The 20,809-nt window shown below is 41.7% G+C and carries 20 protein-coding genes and 1 pseudogene; 17 read left to right on the plus strand and 4 right to left on the minus strand.

Features of this window, described 5'->3' with window-relative positions:
* Window positions 1-143: 143 nt before the first annotated feature.
* Both AC04Q6_RS14990 and AC04Q6_RS14995 read right to left on the minus strand, forming a co-directional pair.
* A complete protein-coding gene (locus AC04Q6_RS14990; protein ID WP_118063026.1) occupies window positions 144-590 on the minus strand; it encodes a hypothetical protein in 447 nt (148 codons plus the stop codon).
* 2 nt (window positions 591-592) lie between these two features.
* Window positions 593-1,450 (minus strand): DUF3100 domain-containing protein, encoded by an 858-nt coding sequence (locus AC04Q6_RS14995; RefSeq protein ID WP_021976854.1) that lies wholly within the window; start codon window positions 1,448-1,450, stop codon window positions 593-595.
* Between the two features lie 383 nt (window positions 1,451-1,833).
* On the opposite strand from AC04Q6_RS14995, the gene AC04Q6_RS15000 reads away from it, so the two are divergent.
* The 10 genes and pseudogenes from AC04Q6_RS15000 (at window position 1,834) to AC04Q6_RS15045 (ending at window position 10,069) form a co-directional block, all read left to right on the plus strand.
* Complete coding sequence (locus AC04Q6_RS15000) at window positions 1,834-2,529, plus strand: Crp/Fnr family transcriptional regulator (protein ID WP_118063021.1); 696 nt, start codon at window positions 1,834-1,836, stop codon at window positions 2,527-2,529.
* Window positions 2,530-2,539: 10 nt separating this feature from the next.
* Window positions 2,540-3,292, plus strand: a complete 753-nt coding sequence (locus tag AC04Q6_RS15005; protein WP_202031865.1) for an alpha/beta hydrolase — start codon at window positions 2,540-2,542, stop codon at window positions 3,290-3,292.
* 59 nt (window positions 3,293-3,351) lie between these two features.
* Window positions 3,352-3,615, plus strand: coding sequence for a hypothetical protein (locus tag AC04Q6_RS15010; RefSeq protein WP_476389760.1), 264 nt, complete (start codon window positions 3,352-3,354; stop codon window positions 3,613-3,615).
* A complete protein-coding gene (locus AC04Q6_RS15015; protein WP_476389761.1) occupies window positions 3,572-4,792 on the plus strand; it encodes a DEAD/DEAH box helicase family protein in 1,221 nt (406 codons plus the stop codon). The genes AC04Q6_RS15010 and AC04Q6_RS15015 overlap by 44 nt, the downstream gene beginning before the upstream one ends.
* Window positions 4,793-4,827: 35 nt before the next feature.
* Window positions 4,828-6,054, plus strand: a complete 1,227-nt coding sequence (locus tag AC04Q6_RS15020) for a DUF3427 domain-containing protein (RefSeq protein WP_243004423.1) — start codon at window positions 4,828-4,830, stop codon at window positions 6,052-6,054.
* A 1-nt stretch (window position 6,055) separates the two neighbouring features.
* The gene (locus AC04Q6_RS15025; protein ID WP_118063019.1) at window positions 6,056-6,457 is read left to right on the plus strand and encodes a (deoxy)nucleoside triphosphate pyrophosphohydrolase; all 402 of its coding nucleotides are present in this window, start codon (window positions 6,056-6,058) and stop codon (window positions 6,455-6,457) included.
* Window positions 6,458-6,651: 194 nt separating this feature from the next.
* Window positions 6,652-7,308 (plus strand): flavodoxin family protein, encoded by a 657-nt coding sequence (locus AC04Q6_RS15030; protein ID WP_118071593.1) that lies wholly within the window; start codon window positions 6,652-6,654, stop codon window positions 7,306-7,308.
* Window positions 7,309-7,648: 340 nt separating this feature from the next.
* Window positions 7,649-9,028, plus strand: a complete 1,380-nt coding sequence (locus tag AC04Q6_RS15035) for an IS4 family transposase (protein ID WP_118071594.1) — start codon at window positions 7,649-7,651, stop codon at window positions 9,026-9,028.
* A gap of 161 nt (window positions 9,029-9,189) precedes the next feature.
* A pseudogene (locus tag AC04Q6_RS15040) lies at window positions 9,190-9,375 on the plus strand (flavodoxin family protein); the annotation flags it as partial.
* A gap of 232 nt (window positions 9,376-9,607) precedes the next feature.
* Window positions 9,608-10,069 carry a nitroreductase family protein gene (locus AC04Q6_RS15045; RefSeq protein ID WP_242997107.1) on the plus strand — a complete coding sequence of 154 codons (462 nt, stop codon included), beginning with the start codon at window positions 9,608-9,610 and terminating at the stop codon, window positions 10,067-10,069.
* 147 nt (window positions 10,070-10,216) lie between these two features.
* On the opposite strand, the gene AC04Q6_RS15050 is transcribed toward AC04Q6_RS15045, so the two are convergent.
* Window positions 10,217-11,125 carry a LysR family transcriptional regulator gene (locus AC04Q6_RS15050; protein ID WP_118071595.1) on the minus strand — a complete coding sequence of 303 codons (909 nt, stop codon included), beginning with the start codon at window positions 11,123-11,125 and terminating at the stop codon, window positions 10,217-10,219.
* A gap of 113 nt (window positions 11,126-11,238) precedes the next feature.
* Between AC04Q6_RS15050 and AC04Q6_RS15055 the strand changes: the two genes are divergently transcribed.
* The 5 genes from AC04Q6_RS15055 to AC04Q6_RS15075 all read left to right on the plus strand — a co-directional run bounded on the left by AC04Q6_RS15055 (window position 11,239) and on the right by AC04Q6_RS15075 (window position 17,391).
* On the plus strand, window positions 11,239-12,543 hold the full coding sequence (locus AC04Q6_RS15055) for an NCS2 family permease (protein ID WP_118071596.1): 1,305 nt from the start codon (window positions 11,239-11,241) through the stop codon (window positions 12,541-12,543).
* Window positions 12,544-12,558: 15 nt separating this feature from the next.
* Entirely contained in the window at window positions 12,559-14,295 is a 1,737-nt protein-coding gene (locus AC04Q6_RS15060) for an adenine deaminase C-terminal domain-containing protein (RefSeq protein WP_118071597.1), read from the plus strand.
* Between the two features lie 105 nt (window positions 14,296-14,400).
* Window positions 14,401-15,630, plus strand: coding sequence for a dicarboxylate/amino acid:cation symporter (locus tag AC04Q6_RS15065; protein WP_118071598.1), 1,230 nt, complete (start codon window positions 14,401-14,403; stop codon window positions 15,628-15,630).
* Window positions 15,631-15,923: 293 nt separating this feature from the next.
* Entirely contained in the window at window positions 15,924-17,069 is a 1,146-nt protein-coding gene (locus tag AC04Q6_RS15070; protein WP_476389762.1) for a cache domain-containing protein, read from the plus strand.
* A complete protein-coding gene (locus AC04Q6_RS15075) occupies window positions 17,047-17,391 on the plus strand; it encodes a diguanylate cyclase domain-containing protein (protein WP_476389763.1) in 345 nt (114 codons plus the stop codon). Before AC04Q6_RS15070 ends, AC04Q6_RS15075 begins: the two co-directional genes overlap by 23 nt.
* Before the next feature lie 97 nt (window positions 17,392-17,488).
* Here AC04Q6_RS15075 and AC04Q6_RS15080 read toward each other — a convergent pair whose 3' ends face one another.
* Complete coding sequence (locus AC04Q6_RS15080; RefSeq protein ID WP_118071600.1) at window positions 17,489-18,874, minus strand: MATE family efflux transporter; 1,386 nt, start codon at window positions 18,872-18,874, stop codon at window positions 17,489-17,491.
* A gap of 175 nt (window positions 18,875-19,049) precedes the next feature.
* Here AC04Q6_RS15080 and AC04Q6_RS15085 point away from each other — a divergent pair, with 175 nt between their 5' ends.
* Window positions 19,050-19,967, plus strand: a complete 918-nt coding sequence (locus AC04Q6_RS15085) for a helix-turn-helix domain-containing protein (protein WP_118071601.1) — start codon at window positions 19,050-19,052, stop codon at window positions 19,965-19,967.
* 42 nt (window positions 19,968-20,009) lie between these two features.
* Window positions 20,010-20,804, plus strand: a complete 795-nt coding sequence (locus AC04Q6_RS15090) for a hypothetical protein (protein WP_118071602.1) — start codon at window positions 20,010-20,012, stop codon at window positions 20,802-20,804.
* Window positions 20,805-20,809 lie beyond the last annotated feature (5 nt).

A 20,809-nucleotide genomic window follows, 5' to 3' on the forward strand; every position in this document is an offset into this window, starting at 1 on the left:
AAATCTTTGTTTTGGGTGACAGGAAAAAACAGCCGGTCAGTGAAAATACACCAGCCGGCTTGAAGACAGTTACAAGAAAGTTCATCACGCTGTTTCGTGTTTTTGTGATGTCACAGGGGACATATCTGATCTGGTCAGATCTGTTAGATCACATGCGTCATGGAAAGAACAATCTGGGCGATGATGGCAGAACAGGTAAAAGTTCCGATCATGACCAGAGCCGCGATGAGAAGCATTTTCCATCCCTGTTTTGCAAATTCTTTCAGCTGGTCGCTGATGGAGATTCCGGCATAAGCGCCAACCATAGTCAGCGGTGCGGTGAAATTGATCTTTCCGGCAGCTTCGATCACAAACTCACGTGCCGGACATAACGGGCTTGCCACAAGAAGTCCGATAAGAGAACAGTAAGCGATCACCGGCAATTTAAAAGGTACCAGCTTACTGATCACTACGGATACAAAAGAGATCGCAAGAAGGATCAGGATGCCTGGGACAGAATCCATAAAGTTTACCTGAAATCCTACAAAGTTGGCAAGGGCGATTCCGATGCCTGCCACAAGAAACATTACAGCCCACTCAATATATCTCATTGTTATTTCTCTCCTTTTCTTCCTTTTCCAGTTAGTTTGTCATGGATGGGGCCAAGCTTGGGTTCCAGTTTTGCATAAAGCCAGTTGCACAGTGGAATACCTACAAACAGAGCCATGTAAATTCCGTCAATACCGGAAATGGTTTCACTGGCACTTGCAAGTGCACTGATCTGATCGGCCATTGCAGGGAACATTTCCGATAAGGTAGCAGTAGCTGTTGCCATCATGATACCGGCACCAACACCGGAAGCCATACCAAGAGAATATGGATGGAAGATACCGGTGGAGGCAATCACAGTTGCCATGAATCCAAAGAAGATAGTTCCAACCATTCCACCGATGATATAAATGGAAAGGCTTCCCCGGGCTTCAGCAGAATCCGGGCCGAAAACATCCTGCATCAGAGCAAGGTTTGTTTCACGGTTGATAGAATGGCAGGCGCCTACAGCCTCACGTTTCAGGCCAAGGAGCAGTGCAATCGGCAGTGATAAAAAGATGGTTCCCAGGTTTCCGAACTCCTGAAGGAGAAGTGCCGGACCTGCGGAGATCACAGTCTCAATGCTTGCACCTGCGTTAATGCCAAGCTTGGCGATAAAAGGACAGATACATACAATAACAAGTTTGGATGCAGCCTTTACCTCAGGCTTTTTGAATATCTTCAGAATCTGAGGCCCTGAAAGGATACCAAGAAAAATAGAATAAAAAATAGGAAACAAGATCAAAGTTCCTGGTCCCAGGGGAATCTTGATCTGTCCTATGGAATCAGCAATTATGATAAAGATCAGTGCGGCGAGATAGATTTTCCATTCTTTTTTCAGGCGCTCGCCAAGGCCTGAATACATAAAGTCCTGTTGCTTCATTTCTTTCCTCCCTGTGTTTAGAGACAGTTTTTCGGGGCTCCCATCTGTGATAAGCAACTGGTTGGATGCAAAAAACTGCCAGTAAAGTGTTTCGGATACCATCTGTGGAAATCCGGTGCAGAGCTTTGGACAAAGCAGATCAATATGTAAATAACGATGCTCATCTGAACTCTTCACGGTGAGGATTGTACGCTTTTGGAAAGGCAAAAAAAAGGACAAAAGGTACTTTTTTAGAAAAATTTGTAAAATTATGAGAATACCATGATATAATATGACCATTCTTATGTCAGGGGATTTAGAAAACAGGCAGAAGGAAAAAAATATCTGTTTTATGAAAAACGGCAGATGATCCCATGTAATCTGCCTGTATCAGGAGACGCGAAATGACACTGGAAGAACTGATCGAAACCTATCCGGAGGCAGAAACCTACTTTAAAAACATGCCGGAAGAATTGAAAACCCGTTACACCATCCGGAAATTTCCGCCTGGGACCATCATCCATCAGAAAGATTATCCCCTGGATTATTTCGGGATCGTATGCAGTGGAGACCACCGGGTGATCAATGAATTTGAGAATGGAAATGTATTTATGATCGAAAAAAATGAAGCAATTGATTTTATCGGCGAAGTTACCATTCTTGCGGAAAAACCGCTCACATCCGTATCCATTGAAACACTGACCGAATGTGTGGTGTTTATGATCTCTAGGGAGGATTTTGAGATGTGGATCGCCCAGGATATCCATCTTCTGCGGCTGGTAGCCCACAAGATTGCATACAAACTCTATCGCTCCTCCTATAACCGGGGTGCCAGATTATTTTATCCTCCTACATTCCTGTTTCTGGACTATATGCTGAAATTTGCTTCCACCCACAATATCGAGAAGAAGGGAGAAGTTATCCTTCGGAAAACGAGAGAAGGAATCCGGGAAGAACTGGGCATGACTGTAAAAACCATCAACCGAACCATCACAAAACTGAAAGAAGACGGCCTTATTGATACCCGAAAAGGAAAGGTTGTCATGTCCCTGGAACAGTACCGGATGGCCAGAGATAAGATTGGATATTATGTATCGTGAGAAAATGATTATGGAAAAAAATATTTTTGAGATCAACGAAATTACATGCATTGCATATGGAAAGAAAAATCCGCAATATCTTCTGCTCCAGCCGGTTAACGAACCACACTCACAGATGCTGGATCAGCAGATCCGGTTTATGACAGAGCACACGGAAAAAAGTTTTCTGCTGGTTTCGTTTCTGGTAAAAGACTGGAATCAGGATCTGTCACCCTGGTGTGCTCCGGCGGTATTTAGAAAAGAGGACTTTGGGAAAGGTGCCGGAGAGACATTGGCATTTATAGAAAAAATGCTGATACCGGAGATTGGAAGACGATATGGATTAGAAGAAAATATAAAAGATATTCCGGTGATCCTGGGAGGATATTCCCTTGCGGGACTGTTTGCCCTGTGGAGCGCTTACCAGGAAAGCTGCGCTGTCAAATTTGCGGCAGCAGCCGGAATGTCTCCGTCGGTCTGGTTTCCAGGATGGCTGGAATATATGAAAACAAAACAGATACAAACGAAAAGGGTATATCTCAGCCTGGGAGACCGTGAAGAGAGAACCCGGAATGCAGCAATGCGCCAGGTCGGGCAGAACATCCGGGAAATGGATAGCTGTTATAAAAACAGCGAGAAGATAGAGTGTGTGCTGGAATGGAATAAGGGGAATCATTTCCAGGATGTGGATGTGCGGTGCGGGAAGGGATTTTTGTGGTGTATGGGAGAAAATATTTGTAAGATCAACAATTGCAAAACAAATAGGGACAGAACAATGGTATAATTATAAAAATCGATATTGGCAATAAACATTCATTAAAAACAGGATTGGAAATAGTACGAATGGGAATGCAGGAAAAACTTCAGGAATTACGTAATGGATTTGAAACCGCATACATAGATAAAACAAGTACATCAAATCTGGCATATAAACCACAGTTTATCTCAAACGATTATAAACAGGGGAAAAAGGTGCTGTCATCAATAGAGGATGAATTGATGACATTGCGATCAGTTTCAGATCAGTGTTGCATTTATTACAATGGGCGGAATTACACCCTTATTGCAGATTTTGCAGGAGCTGGAAGAGAAAGGGATAAAAGGTGAAATTCTTACAACCAATTACTTAAGTTTCAGTGAACCGGAAGCTCTGAAAACGCTGAATGCGCTTTCTAATATAACGCTGAAAATGTATGATGTAGACAAATCCGGAGAAGGATTTCATACAAAGGGATATATTTTTCGGAAAGCAGAAATCTACAGGATCATCATAGGAAGCTCCAATATAACAAAAACAGCACTTACTACAAACCGGGAATGGAATACACGAATTGTATCCACCAGCCAGGGTGAAATGTCAAAAAGTGTAGTAGATGAATTTTATGAACTTTGGAATAGTAAGTATGCACTGGATTTTGATGAGTTTTACGAAAACTATAAAAAGAGATACGAACTCATAAAAAAACAGCGAAAACTTGCCCGAAGTGAAGAAATCACATCCATAGAAAAATATCGTCTACAGCCCAATTCCATGCAGATTGGTTTTATTACAAATCTTCAGAAAATCGTGGAAGCTGGTGAAAAGAGGGCATTGTTGATCTCCGCTACAGGAACGGGAAAAACATATGCATCCGCTTTTGCCATGAGAGAACTTGGATATAAACGAGTGCTGTTTCTTGTTCACAGAGGACAGATCGCAAAGCAGGCGTTGGAATCTTATAAGAAAGTATTTGACAAAAGTGTTTCTATGGGAATGGTTACCGGGAAACATCAGGATTATAATGCGGATTATATTTTTGCAACGATCCAGACACTGAGCAAAGAAGATGTTTTGGAGAAATATGACAGGAATGCGTTTGATGCGATCGTGATCGATGAAGCACATCACAGTTCTGCAAACAGCTACAAAAAAGTAATGGAATATTTTACTCCAAAGCTATGGCTAGGTATGACTGCAACACCGGATAAACGGGACGATAATCTGGAAGGCAGAAATATCTATGAAATCTTTAATCATCAGATTGCCTATGAGATTCGTTTACAGGATGCAATGGAAGAGGATCTGTTATGTACATTTCATTATTTTGGGATTACAGATCTGAAGGTTATCTCAGACGCGGGAAAATCAGCAACAGAAAAAATGGAAAGTTTCAGATATCTGACATCGGATGAACGTGTAGAACATGTTATGAAGCAGGCGGAATATTTTGGCCATAGCGGAGAACGTGTAAAAGGTTTGATTTTTTGCAGCCGAATCGATGAAGCTAATGTGTTGTTGTGGTGATTTTGGATTTTATCGGAAATTATCGGAATAACTTTATGATCCCGATTGCATTATATGGAGACAGAAGTTACAATTCTGACACGATCCGAAAATATATGATTAGTGGAAATAATATCATACCAGGATCTTCAACGATTCATTTTGATGAAATTTCTAAAGAAAGAATATTTCATTCTATTGATAAAATCCGAGGAATAAGAGCTATTATTCGCGAGAATTATATGATGCTGAAAAATCGTTTGGGCAGAATTCCATATTTACTGGACTTTTATGAAAATGGTGAAATTGATCCACTGGTACTTATACGAGAATACAAAACATACCAGGATTTTCTTTGTATCGTAGAACCTCAAATTTACAAAGGGGTAATTTCTGAACAGGAGAAGGTAACATTAGAATATCTTTGTAAAACTGTATTAAGTGGTGTAAGACCTTATGAATTGGAAATATTAAAAGATTTATTTGAAAAAGAGAGTATCACCAAAGAAACATTTTTGGAAAAAATGAAACAGGAATATTTGATTGAAAATGAAAATGCTTGGGATAATGCGATTTATGTTCTTGAAGGACATTTTGTAAGCAATAAAGAAGAATATGAGAAATTTGCAAATATTGAAATTGTGAAAGCCAATACAGACGATATGCTGGAAAGAATGTATAGTTATACGCAACGGTTAAGTCATGCAGAATTTCGTAAACAGATGAAAGATATTGTCTTGGTAGGGCTAAAGAGATATAAAAACAAATACAGCTATGCAAAGGATAGTAAATTTGTTTTATATGAAAAATATTCTCGGCGAGATGTAAGTTTTTTGATGAATTGTGAAAAAGACTTATCATCAACGATGTACGGTATGAAACGAATTGGTGAAGATGTTTTCATTTTTGTAACATATCACAAAGTTGGAGCAGAAAATGAAGATAAATTATATGCAGATGGAAAGCCGGATTATGCAGACATGTTTGTTGATAATATGATTTTTAAATGGGATTCTCAGATTGGCAAAGGGCCGGAAAGTGGTTATATGAAAGATGTTGTAGAAGCAAAGAGACGGCATCTTTTTATTAAGAAAAGTGATGCAGAAACCAGTTTTTATTATATGGGGACATTCGACATTATAAATATCATCGGTGATAAGAAAAAAGACAATAACGGAAATTTAAGGGACATTACAAAAGTGACAATGAAAATGCATTATGCGGTTAGAGAAGATTTGCTCAGATATTTAGAAAGCAAAATTATAACAGGAGAAAATAAATAGTATGAAAACAATAAAAGTAGTAGCGGCAGTTATCAAAGCAGTAAATAAAAATGGTGAAGATATTATTTTTGCAACTCAGCGGGGATACGGAGAATTCAAAGACGGCTGGGAATTTCCGGGTGGAAAGATAGAAGAAGGAGAAACACCCCAGGAAGCCCTGAAACGAGAAATCATGGAAGAACTGGATACAGAAATTTCTGTTGGAGAACTGATTGATACAATAGAATATGACTATCCAACCTTTCATCTGTCCATGGACTGCTTCTGGTGTGAGGTGATAAAAGGCAATCTGGTACTGAAAGAAGCTGAAGATGCGAAATGGCTAAAGAAGAACGAGTTGGATAAAGTAGACTGGTTGCCGGCGGATGTGGAGTTGATTGGGAAGATTGGAATGGGACAGTAGATTTAATGTTAAGATGAGATAGCATATAAATTATAAAAAGAAGTTTAGAAAATATTCAGTTTTATATCAAACCCGGGAAAAAAGTTTTTGCATGTTTTGGACCATATATCCCAGGAGGAGGCCATGGACATGTTTCAATTGAATTAAAAGGGAAATTGTAAAATTTTTTGTAAAATAAAGAGGAGGGTATTCACATGAAAGTAATACTACTAAACGGAAGCAGCCACCCCAACGGAACCACAATGGCAGCAATCAAAGAAATGGAAAAAGTATTTCACGCAGAGAACGTAGAAACGGAAGTGATTCAGGTGGGCGGAAAGCCGATTGCGGATTGTCTGCAGTGTAATGTCTGTCAGAAAACAGGAAAGTGCGTGTTTAAAGATGACGGTGTGAATGATTTTGTAGAAAAGGCGAAATCTGCTGATGGTTTTGTTTTTGCAACGCCGGTGTATTTTGCACATCCCAGTGGAAGGATTTATGATTTCCTGGACCGGGCGTTTTACAGTGCAGGGGGTGATGAAGTTTATGATGTCTTTAAATTTAAACCGGGAGCAGCGGTAGCTGTTGCAAGAAGAGGCGGAACAACTGCAGCGCTGGATGGTCTGAATAAATATTTCGGAATTGCACAGATGCCGGTTGCTGGTTCTACATACTGGAACATGGTGCATGGTCTGTATGGAGAGGAAGCACCGCAGGATGAAGAAGGAATGCAGACCATGCGGAATCTTGCCAGAAATATGGTATGGATGATGAGATGTTTTGCCCTTGGAAAGAAAGAAGGGGTGCCTTATCCTGCGACAGAGACAGAAGCATGTACGAATTTTATCAGACGAGAAGATAACCAAAGATAAAAGAGTGGGGGGTTTGTGATGCGACAAAACTTCCTTTCTTTCATTTATTTTCTTAATCTGTGAAAAACTGCAGGTGGATGCGGCGCGTGATATGGAACATGTTATCAATTATATGGACGATATTACAAATGAAAGGTTATGAAGATATATGATTTTGGTATATTGGTCGGAACCACAGAATAAGAAAATACATAAAAATATATGACTAAAACTTCCCACACCGATGCGGTGTGTTGAACCTTGAAAATTCAATATTTCAGCCAATAAAAAAGGCATAAATCTGTTCACTTTGGTATAATGGAGTTGACTAGAAACCATCTTTACAAAGGAGATTTATGCCATGTCCAGTATACCACAAAACCATTTCGATGAGAACGACTTAATCGACTGTGTTCAAAGATTTTTTTCCAAATATCATGTCGGCAAACTTCTTGCTAAATGCAACGGAATGAAAGAAAAAGGTGTTTCACCTGTTTCCCTGCTTCGTTACAAGCTCAGTAACATTTTTATCGGAAGAAGTATGTATATGCAGCAACGAACCGGCTCTTTTAAGGAACAGTTTTCTAAAAACACTTTCTATCGCTTCCTTAATTCTACAAAAACAAACTGGCTCCGTTTTACTTCTCTTCTTGCAGCAGATATCGTGAATAATGACATTCGTGATCTGACAAACCAAGAAAGAAAAAATGTATTCATCATTGATGACAGTCTTTTTAATCGCACAAGCTGTAAGAAAACAGAACGGGGATCAAGAGTTTTTGACCACACGGATATGCATTTCAAAAAAGGCTTCCGAGTGCTTACTTTAAGCTGGAGTGATGGAAATACATTGATTCCTGTTAACAGCTGTCTGTTGGCATCCGCAAAAGATACAAATATCATTGGCCCGGTAAAGACCTTTGATAACAGAACCCTTGCAGGCAAAAGACGCAAACTTGCTCAGACAAAAGCACCGGAAGTAATGATGACACTGTTGGATACTGCCATCAGTGCAGGACTGAAAGCGGATTATATCCTGTTTGATTCCTGGTTTTCCAACCCGGCACAGGTCACAGACATTCACTCAAGAGGTATGGATGTGATTGCCATGATCAAGAAAAGCAGCCGGATTAAATATTTGTACTGTGGTGAACAGCTGAATATCAAAGAGATCTATTCCCGGAATAAAAAACGCCGCGGCAGATCAAAGTATCTGCTTTCTGTTGATGTTATGGTAGGAAAAGAAAATCCAATTCCTGCAAAAATTGTTTGCGTAAGGAACAAAGCAAATCGCAGGGATTGGCTTGCCTTTATCTGTACAGATACTACTCTTTCCGAAGAAGAGATCATCCGTATTTATGGGAAACGCTGGCAGATCGAGGTTTTCTTCAAGACCTGTAAATCCATGCTGAACCTGATTGGAGAATGCCATAGTTTATCTTATGATGCACTGACAGCCCATGTGGCCATTGTGTTTACCAGATATATGTTACTTGCAATGGAACAGAGACAAAATGAAGATCAGCGAACTCTTGGGGAACTGTTCTTCTTCCTTGTTGATGAAATGGCAGACATTACTTTCAACAGATCACTTGGCATCCTAATGGATGCCTTAATGGCGAGCCTTCAAGAAAATTTAAAGCTCAGTGATGAACAACTGACTGCTTTTACCACTGATTTTGAAGCAAGACTGCCGGAATATCTGCGAAATGCACTCCATCCCAAGGCTGTAGCGGCATAAATTGCTATTTTGTTAGCTGAAATATTGAATTTTCAAGGTGCGAATCCCATTTTAGGTATGGGAAGTCTTAGTTATTAACAAATAAAATGGAATATTTCTATTCAGATATTCAGTTTTATATCAAATTAAGGAAAAAAGTTTTTGCATGTTTTGGACCATATATCCTAAGAAGAGGCGGAACAACTGCAGCGCTGGATGGTTTGAATAAATATTTCGGAATTGCACAGATGCCGGTTGCTGGTTCTACATACTGGAACATGGTGCATGGTTTGTATGGAGAGGAAGCACCGCAGGATGAAGAAGGAATGCAGACCATGATGAATCTTGCCAGAAACATGGTGTGGATGTAGAGTGAGGGGAGTTTTGCGATGCGACAAAACTTCCTTTCTTTCATTCGTTCTCTTCGATTATGTGAAGATGGAAAAGTCAAGCGGATATTCGCAATCCGCTTCGCTACTTGCTCATAACCAAATAACTGCTCCGCAGTTTATCAGGAGGAGCTTGCGCTCATCCTGATACAAGCAAGTCCCCACCCACTGCTTATTGCTTTTCGCAATTGAAGCAGGGGACTTACTTGATTTGGTTAAAACTACAGGGAAAAAAATCAGGAGGCAAAAATGCAGGAAGCGATCAAGAACAGAAGAAGTATCCGAAAATACAAAGACATGCCGGTTTCCAGACAGCAGCCCATATATAACCGGTGCGGAGCATACTCTTCAGATCATGAGACAGGCTCTGGTGGTTATTTTTGTTGTAAATGAAATTGCGGCATCCTTTGATAAGATACTGACTATGGATGAACGTGTATCGGAAATCTGCAATGCACAGTCCATAGGTGCAGCCATTGAAAATATGACACTTACCGCTACAGAACTTGGTCTTGGAAGCCTGTGGATCTGTGATACATTTTTTGCACAGAAAGAGCTGAGCGAATGGCTGAATGGAGAACTTTATGCGGCACTGGCCGTGGGCTATGCAGAGGAAAAAACCTGCGCCAGATCAAGGAAAAAACCGGAAAATACTATAGAATGGCGGTTATAAAAATATTTTCACTGAAACCAGATAAAAATATCCATGTTGAAAAATAAAAATCAAGATAGCTGGTCAGGAAATATGGAGCTGACATCAATACTTCGCAGAGCATAGCAGGCGGTGGGAGCCTTTTTACAGAGAAATACTTACTTAATCCTACAACACCTCCCTTGCAGTACAGATAAAATCCCTGGCATACTGAGGAAGATAGGTACCTCTTCGGTATGCAATAGTCAGTGTGCTGAAAACGCCATCTTCACCAACGGAAAAGCAGGCTGGTTTTACAGGGAGGTCCATATTTCGGACATAGGTTTCTGGAGTGAAGCACATACCAAGTCCCTGCATGCAGAGCTTGACACAGGTTTCTGTGTTGCGGCTCTGGATGGGTACGTAGGGTTTGATATGGACAGCTTTCAAAGCTTCCAGTGAAAGCTGTCCGGTGGTCTGTTCCGGAAAATGCAGGATAAAAGGCTCTTCTGCCAGAAGGGAGAGATCAAGTTTCGGGTATGTGCTGTGAGTGGATGCCTTGCCGGCAGATGCAAGGGGATGATCCGGCGGCATGATCAGAAGGATCTCTTCCTTTTTCAGAAGCTCATATTCCAGCTTGGGGTGTTCATGAACCTCGTTAAAAATGCCGAAATCAAGCTGATCGTTAAGAAGAAGTTTTTCCTGGATGGAATAGGCTTCTTCCAGGATATTAACCTTTACTTTGGGATATTTTTGAAAAAAAGAGGTCATGATCTGAGGAACCATACAGGTACTCCTCATCAGAGGGAAAGCTACGTTCAGTTCCCCTTCATTATTTTCTGTAAGATCTTTCAGTTCTTTTTCCCAGTCCTGCCGTATCTGCAGGATCTTTCGGGCATATTCCATGTATTTGCGGCCTGCGAAGGTAGGCGTATAGCTGTTTCCACTTCGGCTGAACAGTTTGGTTCCCATTTCCCGCTCCAGTTTCTGGAGATGTTTGGTTAAGGTTGGCTGAGAAATATAAAGCTCCTGAGCAGCTTTTGTAAGGTTCTGATGTTTTGCGATGCAGAGAATATACTGCAGTTCATGGTAATTCATAGACTCCTCCGACTATTCCATTTTGGCATAATTTTTATGTATAATATGAATTTGACTTCCTGATATGGGTATTTTACAATACTTTCTATCATCATATCAAGGGGGAAAAACAAATGAAAAACTGGCTGGAAAAACAGTTCAGACTGTCTGAGTTCAATACAGATATAAAAACAGAACTTCTGGCAGGTCTGACAACTTTTGTAACTATGGCATACGTACTTGCCACGATTCCTAACATTCTGGCAGGTGCCGGCTATGACAAACATACGACGCTGACGGTTATGATCCTTCTGATCATTGTGACCAGCTGTGCAATGGCATTGTTTACCAATCGTCCATTTGCTCTGGCACCGGGACTTGGAAGCGTTGGGATCATTGCATCTATGATCACCAATGAAGGGGTAAGCATGCCCATCGCAGCAGGGGTGATCTTCTGGAGCGGTGTTCTTTTTATCATTATCTCTTTCTTTGGTCTGAGAGAAGCAGTGGTACGTGTGATCCCGGTAAGCCTGAAACAATCGGTCAGTGCCGGAATCGGACTGTTTATCGCACTTCTTGGAGCAAAAAACTGTGGACTGATCGTGGCAAACGATGCAAAAAACTGTCTTTCTTTTGGAGATCTTGCCTCTCCATCGGTGATCGTAGCAGTGATCGGTTTTCTGATCCTTCTGGTGATCAAGGTACGAAATATTCCGGGAGGAATGATTCTTACGATCCTTCTGACTACTCTGGCAGGAATTCCTTTTGGCGTTACCCATGCTTCGGAATCCATTTTTGCACTTCCGGCAGGTATTGGCCATCAGTTCCTGAAAGTTGATTTTCTGGGTGCTCTGGATTTTGCCTATATTCCATTTCTGATCGCTTTGTTTGTACCGGATTTCTTTTCTACATTCGGAACAGTTCTGGGTGTCGGCGCAAAGGCCGGATATCTGGATAAGGATGGAAACCTTCCGGGTATTGATAAATGTTTCAAGGTAGATGCAGTTGCAACAAGCTTTGGAGCACTGTTTGGAATGCCAAGCCTTACAACCTATCTGGAGTCATCTGCAGGCGTAGAGGCAGGCGGAAAAACAGGACTTACCGTTATTTTTACAAGTATTTTCTTCGGGCTTTCCCTGTTTCTGGCACCGCTGGCTCTGGTGATCCCGTCTGCGGCAACCGGACCGGTGCTGATCTATATCGGTATCAATATGCTTGGTGCGATGAGAAATATTGATTATTCAGATATCACAGAGTATATTCCGGCATTTTTATGTGTAACCTTTACGATCTTTGCAAATAATATCGCAAATGGTATCTGTGTGGCACTTCCGGCTTATCTCGTCATGAAGATCGCAGCAGGAAAGATCAAAAAGATCGAACCGGTCATGTATGTACTGGTGGCAGTCTGTCTGCTGTATTTTTATTCAATTATCTAGGGATGGTGAAGGGATATGGAGCAGGTTCATCTGCTGATCAAAAACGCAAAAGTATTTAATTCCTATCTTAAGAAATTTATATCTGCAAATGTTGCGGTGAAAGAAGGAAAATTTTATTACATAGACAGAAAACAGGATACGGATTTTCAAGCTGACAATGTGATCGATGCAAAAGGATCCTATATGATCCCCGGACTGACAGATATTCATATGCATATTGAAAGTTCTATGACCACACCTGGCTTTTTTGGCAAATGTGCAGGAGAAAATGGTGTGACAACGGTGGTTTCTGAGCCTCACGAAATGGCCAATGTCAAAGGCATTCGGGGAATTCTGGAAATGATCTCCGCAGCAAAGGACGCACCAATCGATATTTTTTACGGGATTCCAAGCAGCGTTCCCTCAACCAGCGAAAAGCTGGAAACAACAGGCGGAGTCATTGACTGCAGCGCCATGAAGCATCTGCTGGAAGAAAAAGATGTAGTATGTGTGGGAGAAATCATGAATTACCGGCAGATCATCCGGGAAAACGATCTGGAGATCAGCAGGTTTCTGGAATATCTGAGAAAAGAACATCCGGGATATGTGATCGAAGGGCACTGTCCGTCACTTCTGGATCTGGATCTTGCAAAATTCCTGTATCTGGGTATTAACGGTGATCATACGGAACACACTCTGGAGGAAGTGAAGCAGCGGATTGAAAACGGAATGTTTTTTGAAATCCAGGATAAAATGCTGAAGCCCGAAATCCTGGAATATATCTGTCAGAACCAGCTTTACGAATATTGCTCTTTTGTAACGGATGATACGATGGCAGACGTTTTGTATGAGCAGGGACCGCTGAATGCAGTGGTGCAGAAAGCGATGGAGATGGGATTTCCTGTAGAACAGGCAATCTACTGTGCCACCTATACACCCTGTCAGCGTATGCATTTTTATGACAGAGGAGCGATCGCACCGGGAAAACTTGCAGATTTTATGCTTCTTGAAAATCCTTCCCTTCTGAAACCGGAGGCTGTATTTAAAAACGGTATTCAGATTTATGCGAAGGATGAGCAGCAATTGCCGCCTCCTGTTTTCAGATATGAATTTCCGGCAGATTTTTACCGGAGTGTACAGATCCCGGAAGTTTTTCCAAAGGATTTTCAGGTGAAAGTTCCTTTTCAGGAAGGGCACGTAACGGTCCGCGCCATAGAGATCCATCCGGACCGCACCCAGACTACCGAGAAAATAGTGGAAATGCCGGTAAAGGACGGGAAAATCTGCTGGGAAAACAGTGGCTGCCTGCTGGCCATGGTGCTGGAACGTCACGGAAAAAACGGGAACATCGGGTATGGATTTCTTACAGGTTCCTGCCTGAGAGAAGGAACTGTGGCAACAACATATTTTCATGATCATCACAACCTCTTTGTGGCAGGAAACTGCCCGGAAGATATGCTGCTCGCAGTAAAGAGGATACAGGAACTGCAGGGGGGATTTCTGACAGTGAAAGACGGAGAGATCCTTTCTGAGCTTGCACTTCCGGTATGTGGGCTTCTTTCTGAGAAATCCATCGAGGAAAACGGCCTTGCACTGAAAGCGGTAAGAAAAAGCCTTGTGGATCTGGGCTATGTGCATAATAATCCGATCATGTCTGTGGGCACTCTGGGCTTACCGGTAAGTCCGGCACTGAAACTGACAGACCGGGGCCTGGTGGATGTGAAAAAAGGGGAAATTGTTCCGCTGATTGTAAGTGAAAAGAGAAATAAATAAAATATCGTTGTTTTTACAGTCGGATCATGTTATAATGAGTCGTCAATGAAGACACTGCGACGGGAGCAGTGTCTTTTTTTGTATAAAAAACAGGGGGAAGATCAAATGAAAGAAAAGAAAAAACTGTCTCTGGCCATGCAGATCTTTATTGCGCTTGTACTGGCCATCATTGCTGGTCTGCTTATGCAGAGCCATGCGGATTTTGCCGAATCTTATATTAAACCATTCGGTACCATATTTTTGAATCTCGTTAAATTTATTGTTGTTCCAATCGTGCTTTTTTCCATTATGTGTGGAATCATCTCCATGAGTGATATCAAAAAGGTTGGTGCGATCGGTCTGAAAACCGTTATCTTTTATCTTTGTACCACTGCTTTTGCGGTTACCATAGGACTTACTGGCGGAAATCTTTTTAAAGGGCTTTTTCCGGTGGTAGCGACTACGGATCTAACATATGAAGCAGCAGAGGCTACTTCTTTTATGGATACAATTGTAAATATTTTCCCGTCAAACTTTGTATCTCCCATGGTAGAAGCAAATATGCTGCAGATCATTGTGATGGCCATTCTTCTTGGTTTTGCCATTATCCTGGTAGGAGAAAAAAATATCCGGGTAGTAAATGCGTTTAATGATCTTAATGAGATTTTTATGAAATGCATGGAAATGATCCTGAAGCTGTCACCCATCGGTGTGTTCTGCCTGCTGTGCCCGGTCATTGCGGCAAACGGTCCGACGATCATCGGATCTCTTGCAATGGTACTTCTGGCCGCATATATCTGTTATATTGTCCATATGCTTGTTGTGTATTCTCTTATTGTTAAGACCATGGGCGGATTAAGCCCTGCAAAATTTCTCAAGGGAATGCTTCCTGCCATTATGTTTGCGTTTTCCAGTGCTTCTTCTGTGGGAACCCTTCCGATCAACCTGGAATGTACAGAAAAGCTTGGAGCAAAAAGAGAAGTTGCATCTTTTGTACTTCCACTGGGCGCAACGATCAATATGGATGGAACTGCGATCTACCAGGGTGTCTGTGCAATCTTTATTGCATCCTGCTATGGTATTTCCCTTACATTTCCGCAGATGCTGACTATTGTTCTTACCGCAACACTGGCTTCCATCGGAACTGCCGGCGTGCCCGGAGCGGGTATGATCATGCTGGCAATGGTTCTTACATCTGTGGGACTTCCGGTGGATGGTATTGCACTTGTTGCAGGTGTTGACCGTATCTTTGACATGGGACGTACTACCGTCAACATTACAGGCGATGCAGCTTGTACTATTGTAGTCTCCAATATGGAATCCAGGCGTGAGGCCAGAAAAGGGGCAAAACAGTAATCAGATACTGCTGAAAAAAATCTGCATTTTTTAATCTCAGGATTGGAAGATGCAGTTTTTTTGTTATAATTTCCAAAGAGCAGATCAGTGAGCTCCTGCATGCGGCACGGTCAGTTGGGTATGCATAGGAAAATCCCTTGCACCAGGCCAAGGAAAAAGCCGAAAATACTATAGAATAGACAGAGTAACTTTGAAGGCTATTGGTCTGACCTTTAAATAATAGATGAGAAAAATAAAAATTCATGGTAAAATAAAAGCATGCAATATAAAAAGGCAAAAACAGGAGAAAACGTATGAAAAAGAGTCACTTTGAACTGAAGAATTATGTTACTGCAACCAGTGTTTTTGTCCTGGCGGTTGTGGCAGGAATTTTGATTTTCTTTGGGTGCGTGCAGAGATCTGTGCAGGTGAATTCTCAGAAAACTTTAAAGACCAATGTGGAAAGACAGAGAGAGCATCTGTGGACGATTCTGGATATCAATTATCAGTATCTGAATGAAATTGCCTCTGCAGTAGGAAAGTCAGAAGAACTTTTTTCCGAAGAAAATAAAGAACGTCTGGTGTCCATCTATGAGAAAACAGATCTGGAACGGGTAGCGCTCATCGACAAAAATGGGGATGCGTATTATGATAATGGAGCTACCAAGAATGTTTCGCACAGAAGATATTTCAAAGAGGCAATAAGCGGAAAACAGACTCTCAGTGATCCGCTGGAAAGCAGTGTTGACTACGAAGTGAGAGTTGTGCTTGGAGTGCCTGTATACAAAAATGATAAGGTGATTGGAGTTCTTGGCGGTTCCTGTAATGTTACCGCACTGAGCCATATGTTGTTTGATGATCTTTTTGACGGAGCCGGAAACAGTTTTCTGGTCACCAGTGATGGAGAGATCATTGCATTTGACAGTGGATCTGCTTCCAGTACGGAGATTACGTATGGAACCAATCTTTTTGAGTATTATGGAGAGAAAGATCTCAGAGGAAAACATACGCTCCAGGATATGCAGGTGGATTTCAAAAAGGGTGACAATGGACTGGTAAAGCTCAGCCTGGGCGAAAGAAAAGAAGAAGACTGTTATCTGGCATATATGCCGATTGGATACAATGACTGGATGATCTGCTACACAGTTCCTGTAAAAAATGCCCAGCAGGTATATGATTTTATTTCCAGATATGAACTGATATTTATGGGAGCTTTCTGCATTTTGGTAGCAATGCTGGTTTTGTATATCATAGTGCGCAATAATAAAGAAAAGGCAGTGTTGATCCGGTCTGCACAGACCGATGCTTTGACAGGTGTTTATAATAAAGAGAATACACAGAATATGATTGATGAAATACTACGGAAAAAAGATCCCGACAGTTTTCATGGCTTTTTGATCCTGGATATGGATCATTTTAAAGAGGTTAATGATGTTTATGGGCATGCTGATGGGAGATAAAGTTCTGGAGATGCTGGGAAATTTTCTGAAAAAACAGTTCCGGGAGCAGGATGTGATCGGACGCATCGGGGGCGATGAATTTGTGATTTTACTTTATAACATTGGCTCCCGTCAAAATATGGAAAACAGGGTAAAAAGTCTTCAGGAAAAAATTCGTGAAATCCATATGGATGGAATGGAAGGTCATACGTTTACTTTAAGCGCGGGCATTGCTTTTGCACCGCAGGACGGGGATACTTTTATGGAACTGTATCAGAAGGCAGATCTTGCTCTTTATCAGGTAAAACGTTCCGGAAGGAACGGATACCGGATCTATAAATAACAGAATAAAAAGAAGACAGAAGATATCCGGCAGGGAAAACAGGAAATCTTCTGTCTTTTTTACATAAATCGGAAGGTTAATATCTGCTTTGAAGTTCTTATGCTTCCGTGATTTTCTGAATGATCGTTCTGTTTATGACAACCAGAAAAGCTACAGATACGATCAGAGAGATAATTTCCGCAATGGGGAATGCCCACCACACTGCGTGAAGTCCGCCGATGGAAGCAAGGATATAAGCGGCAGGTACCAGGACAAAAAGCTGACGCATGATGGATACGATCATACTGTATATAGCTTTTCCAAGTGCCTGGAATACAGTTCCTGCAATGATACAGAACCATGCGATCAGGTAATGGATACCAATGATCCGAAGTGCGGGAATACCGATGGCAAGCATATCACTGGAAGCGCTGAACAGTTCCAACAGTGTTTTCGGAATGAATTCGAAGGCAAGGAAACCGATAAATGTAAAACAGGATGCAATGAACATGCTGACTTTGACAGTTTTAAGCATACGCTTTCTATGGCGTGCCCCATAATTGTAGGCAATGATCGGTGTAATACCGTTGTTAAGCCCAAATACAGGCATGAAGAAAAAACTCTGTAATTTGAAATAAACGCCAAATACCGCAGTTGCGGTAACTGTGAACTGTACCAGGATCAGATTCATGCAGTAGGTCATGATGGAACTGATGGACTGCATGATGATCGAGGGAATACCTACTGCGTAAATATGGCTGATGATCTTAAGATCAGGACGGAAGCCCTTAAAACTGAGCCGTACTTCATGATTAAATTTATGATTGCAGGTTCCGGCAACGATGCAGGCTACACACTGTCCGATCACGGTAGCCACGGCAGCTCCGGTAACTCCCATTTTCGGAACACCGAGAAGACCAAAGATCAGGATAGGGTCAAGGATGATGTTGGTGACTGCTCCGCACAGCTGGGAAGTCATGCTGAAGATTGTTTTTCCCGTGGATGTGAGCAGACGCTCAAAGAAAAACTGTCCAAGCAGACCAAAGGAGAACATCATAACTGTGCTGAGATATTCGATTCCAAATTTAAGGATCTCAGGATCTGCGTTATGTACCTGACTGGCGTAAAATGGTTTTACAACCGTAGCTCCAAGAACCAGGAAAACCAGGTAACTTAAGCCGTACAGGAAAGCAGCGTTGCTGGCTGTGCGGTTGGCTTTTTCGAAATTTTTTTCTCCAAGGGATTTGGAAAGCAGTGCGTTCATACCGACACCGGTACCGGCACCTACCGCGATCAGAAGTGTCTGCAGCGGAAAGGCCATGGAAACCGCAGTCAGAGCATTTTCAGACAGCATGGCAACGAAAACACTGTCCACAATATTGTACAATGCCTGTACCAACATAGAGATCATCATTGGCAGAGACATGTTCAGTACAAGTTTCCCTACGGGCATGGTGCCCATTTTGTTTTCTGCTATGGGAGCAGATGTACTTTTTTGATTCATACTTCCTCCATTTATTATTTTTATATTTTTTGTCTAATTGGATATATTAGCATGAAAATATAAGGGTTTCAAGAGAAGAAGAGTATCTGTATAAAATATCGTTGCTATTCCGCAGAGATTCTAATAAAATAAAAGGAACACATAAGAGAATTTTTACAGAATATGGAGACAATAAATGCAGAAAGCAGAATATCGTTATTATGAAATTTCTCGGGATATTCCTGTTCTGGTGCTTACCGGGGAAAAGTGGGAAACTATTTACGGGACAGACAATATGCATTTTCATAATTATCTGGAGATCGGTTATTGCCATTATGGAAAGGGAACGGTGCAGCTCGCGGATCGAGAACTTACTTATGATGCCGGCACCATTACATTCATTCCTCATAACATTCCGCACAGGACATGTCCGGAGCAGAAAAAGGCAGATGAGAAGCAGAAGTGGGAATATCTGTTTGTTGATTCCGATACTATTTTGAAAAAATGTTTTGCAGATGTGCCGGAAAAGTACGTAAAATTAAAAAAGAACCTGGAGCAGAAAGTTTTTGCGCTGGATCAAAAAAACAATAAAAGAGCGGCAGAACTGATGCAGATGATCATAGAGGAAGAACAGTGTAAAAGGCCAAATTACAAGTATGCGATTCCGGCTCTTGCACTGAACCTTTTGCTGTTTTTTGACCGGCTGGGACAGGAAAAAATGGAAGAAACCCCGCTCTCGGATACAATGGATTATATTCGGAAACTGATAAATTATATGGAACTGCACTATATGGAAAATATTATGGCGAAGGATCTTGCCAAATGCTGTGAGTTAAGTGAAACGCATATGAGGAGGATCTTTCTGGAACATACCAATGCAACACCCCTTGAATATCTGAATCTGGTGCGGATCAATAAAGCCTGTGAACTTCTGATGAAAGGAAACTGTTCAGTGGAGAGTGTATCCGAGCAGGTCGGATACACGGTTTTATCTACCTTTATGCGGAATTTTAAAAAGATCACCGGACTTTCCCCGAATTCATGGAGAAAGAAAGCGCTGGAAGATCCGGAAAACATTGGAGCATATCAGATTTCAGTATTTAAAGGATGGTAAATAACAGCGATAAAGATCAGCTGCAAAGAGGAGTGCGTAATTATGAAAAAATGGAAATGTTGTTTAACAGCGATTGTGATCGCGGCGGGAAGTATGCTTGTGGGATGTCAGGAATCTTCATCAGCGAAGCCTATAGAAGCCATGTATATCCCGGCGGGAGAAGACGGTCACCTGATGGTAGGAGAGGGAACAGGAAATGTTTTTACCGTGACAATGCCCGATAATATCCAGGATAAAAACGGAAAAAAAATCTCCGAGGAAGACCTGAACCGGGGCGATATCGTAGCAATCTACGGCGACGAGATCATGTTGGAATCCTATCCTGGCCAGTATCCAGGTGTAACAAAGATCAAAGTTGTCAAAGAAGGAAAAGCATCCGATGCCGACCAGTATCAGGACATTCTCGATGAATTCTGGCCGGAAAAAGATCCCGGGGAACTGCCGTATCTGAACATAGGATACCGTGCATCTTATGGTGAAGTCAGCGCAGCAGCCACGCGCGGAGGATACAGCTGGAGCTATGCAGATAAAGATGGGGTTGAACAGAATAAAACGGCAGACAGTGCAGCAGTCACTCAGTGGCCAGATCTCCCGGTTATGAATGTGGACGGGACTACAGATATGGAACTGTATTTCGACACAAAACCAGAAAAAGTAATAGCAACCGCATTTCCGGCAGAACTTTCAGGAGAAAGCGATCCAGGCGCAGGAGCAGAAGCGGAAGTAGAAGAAAAAGATGGAAATTATATAGTAAAAGATGTACAGAAAGATATGATCTACCTGATCCGTGGAGAGTGGGGAAATGGATGGGTGGAATTTGGGTTTGATGTGGGATAAAAAAT

This window comes from Blautia sp. HA9023, assembly GCF_056504095.1.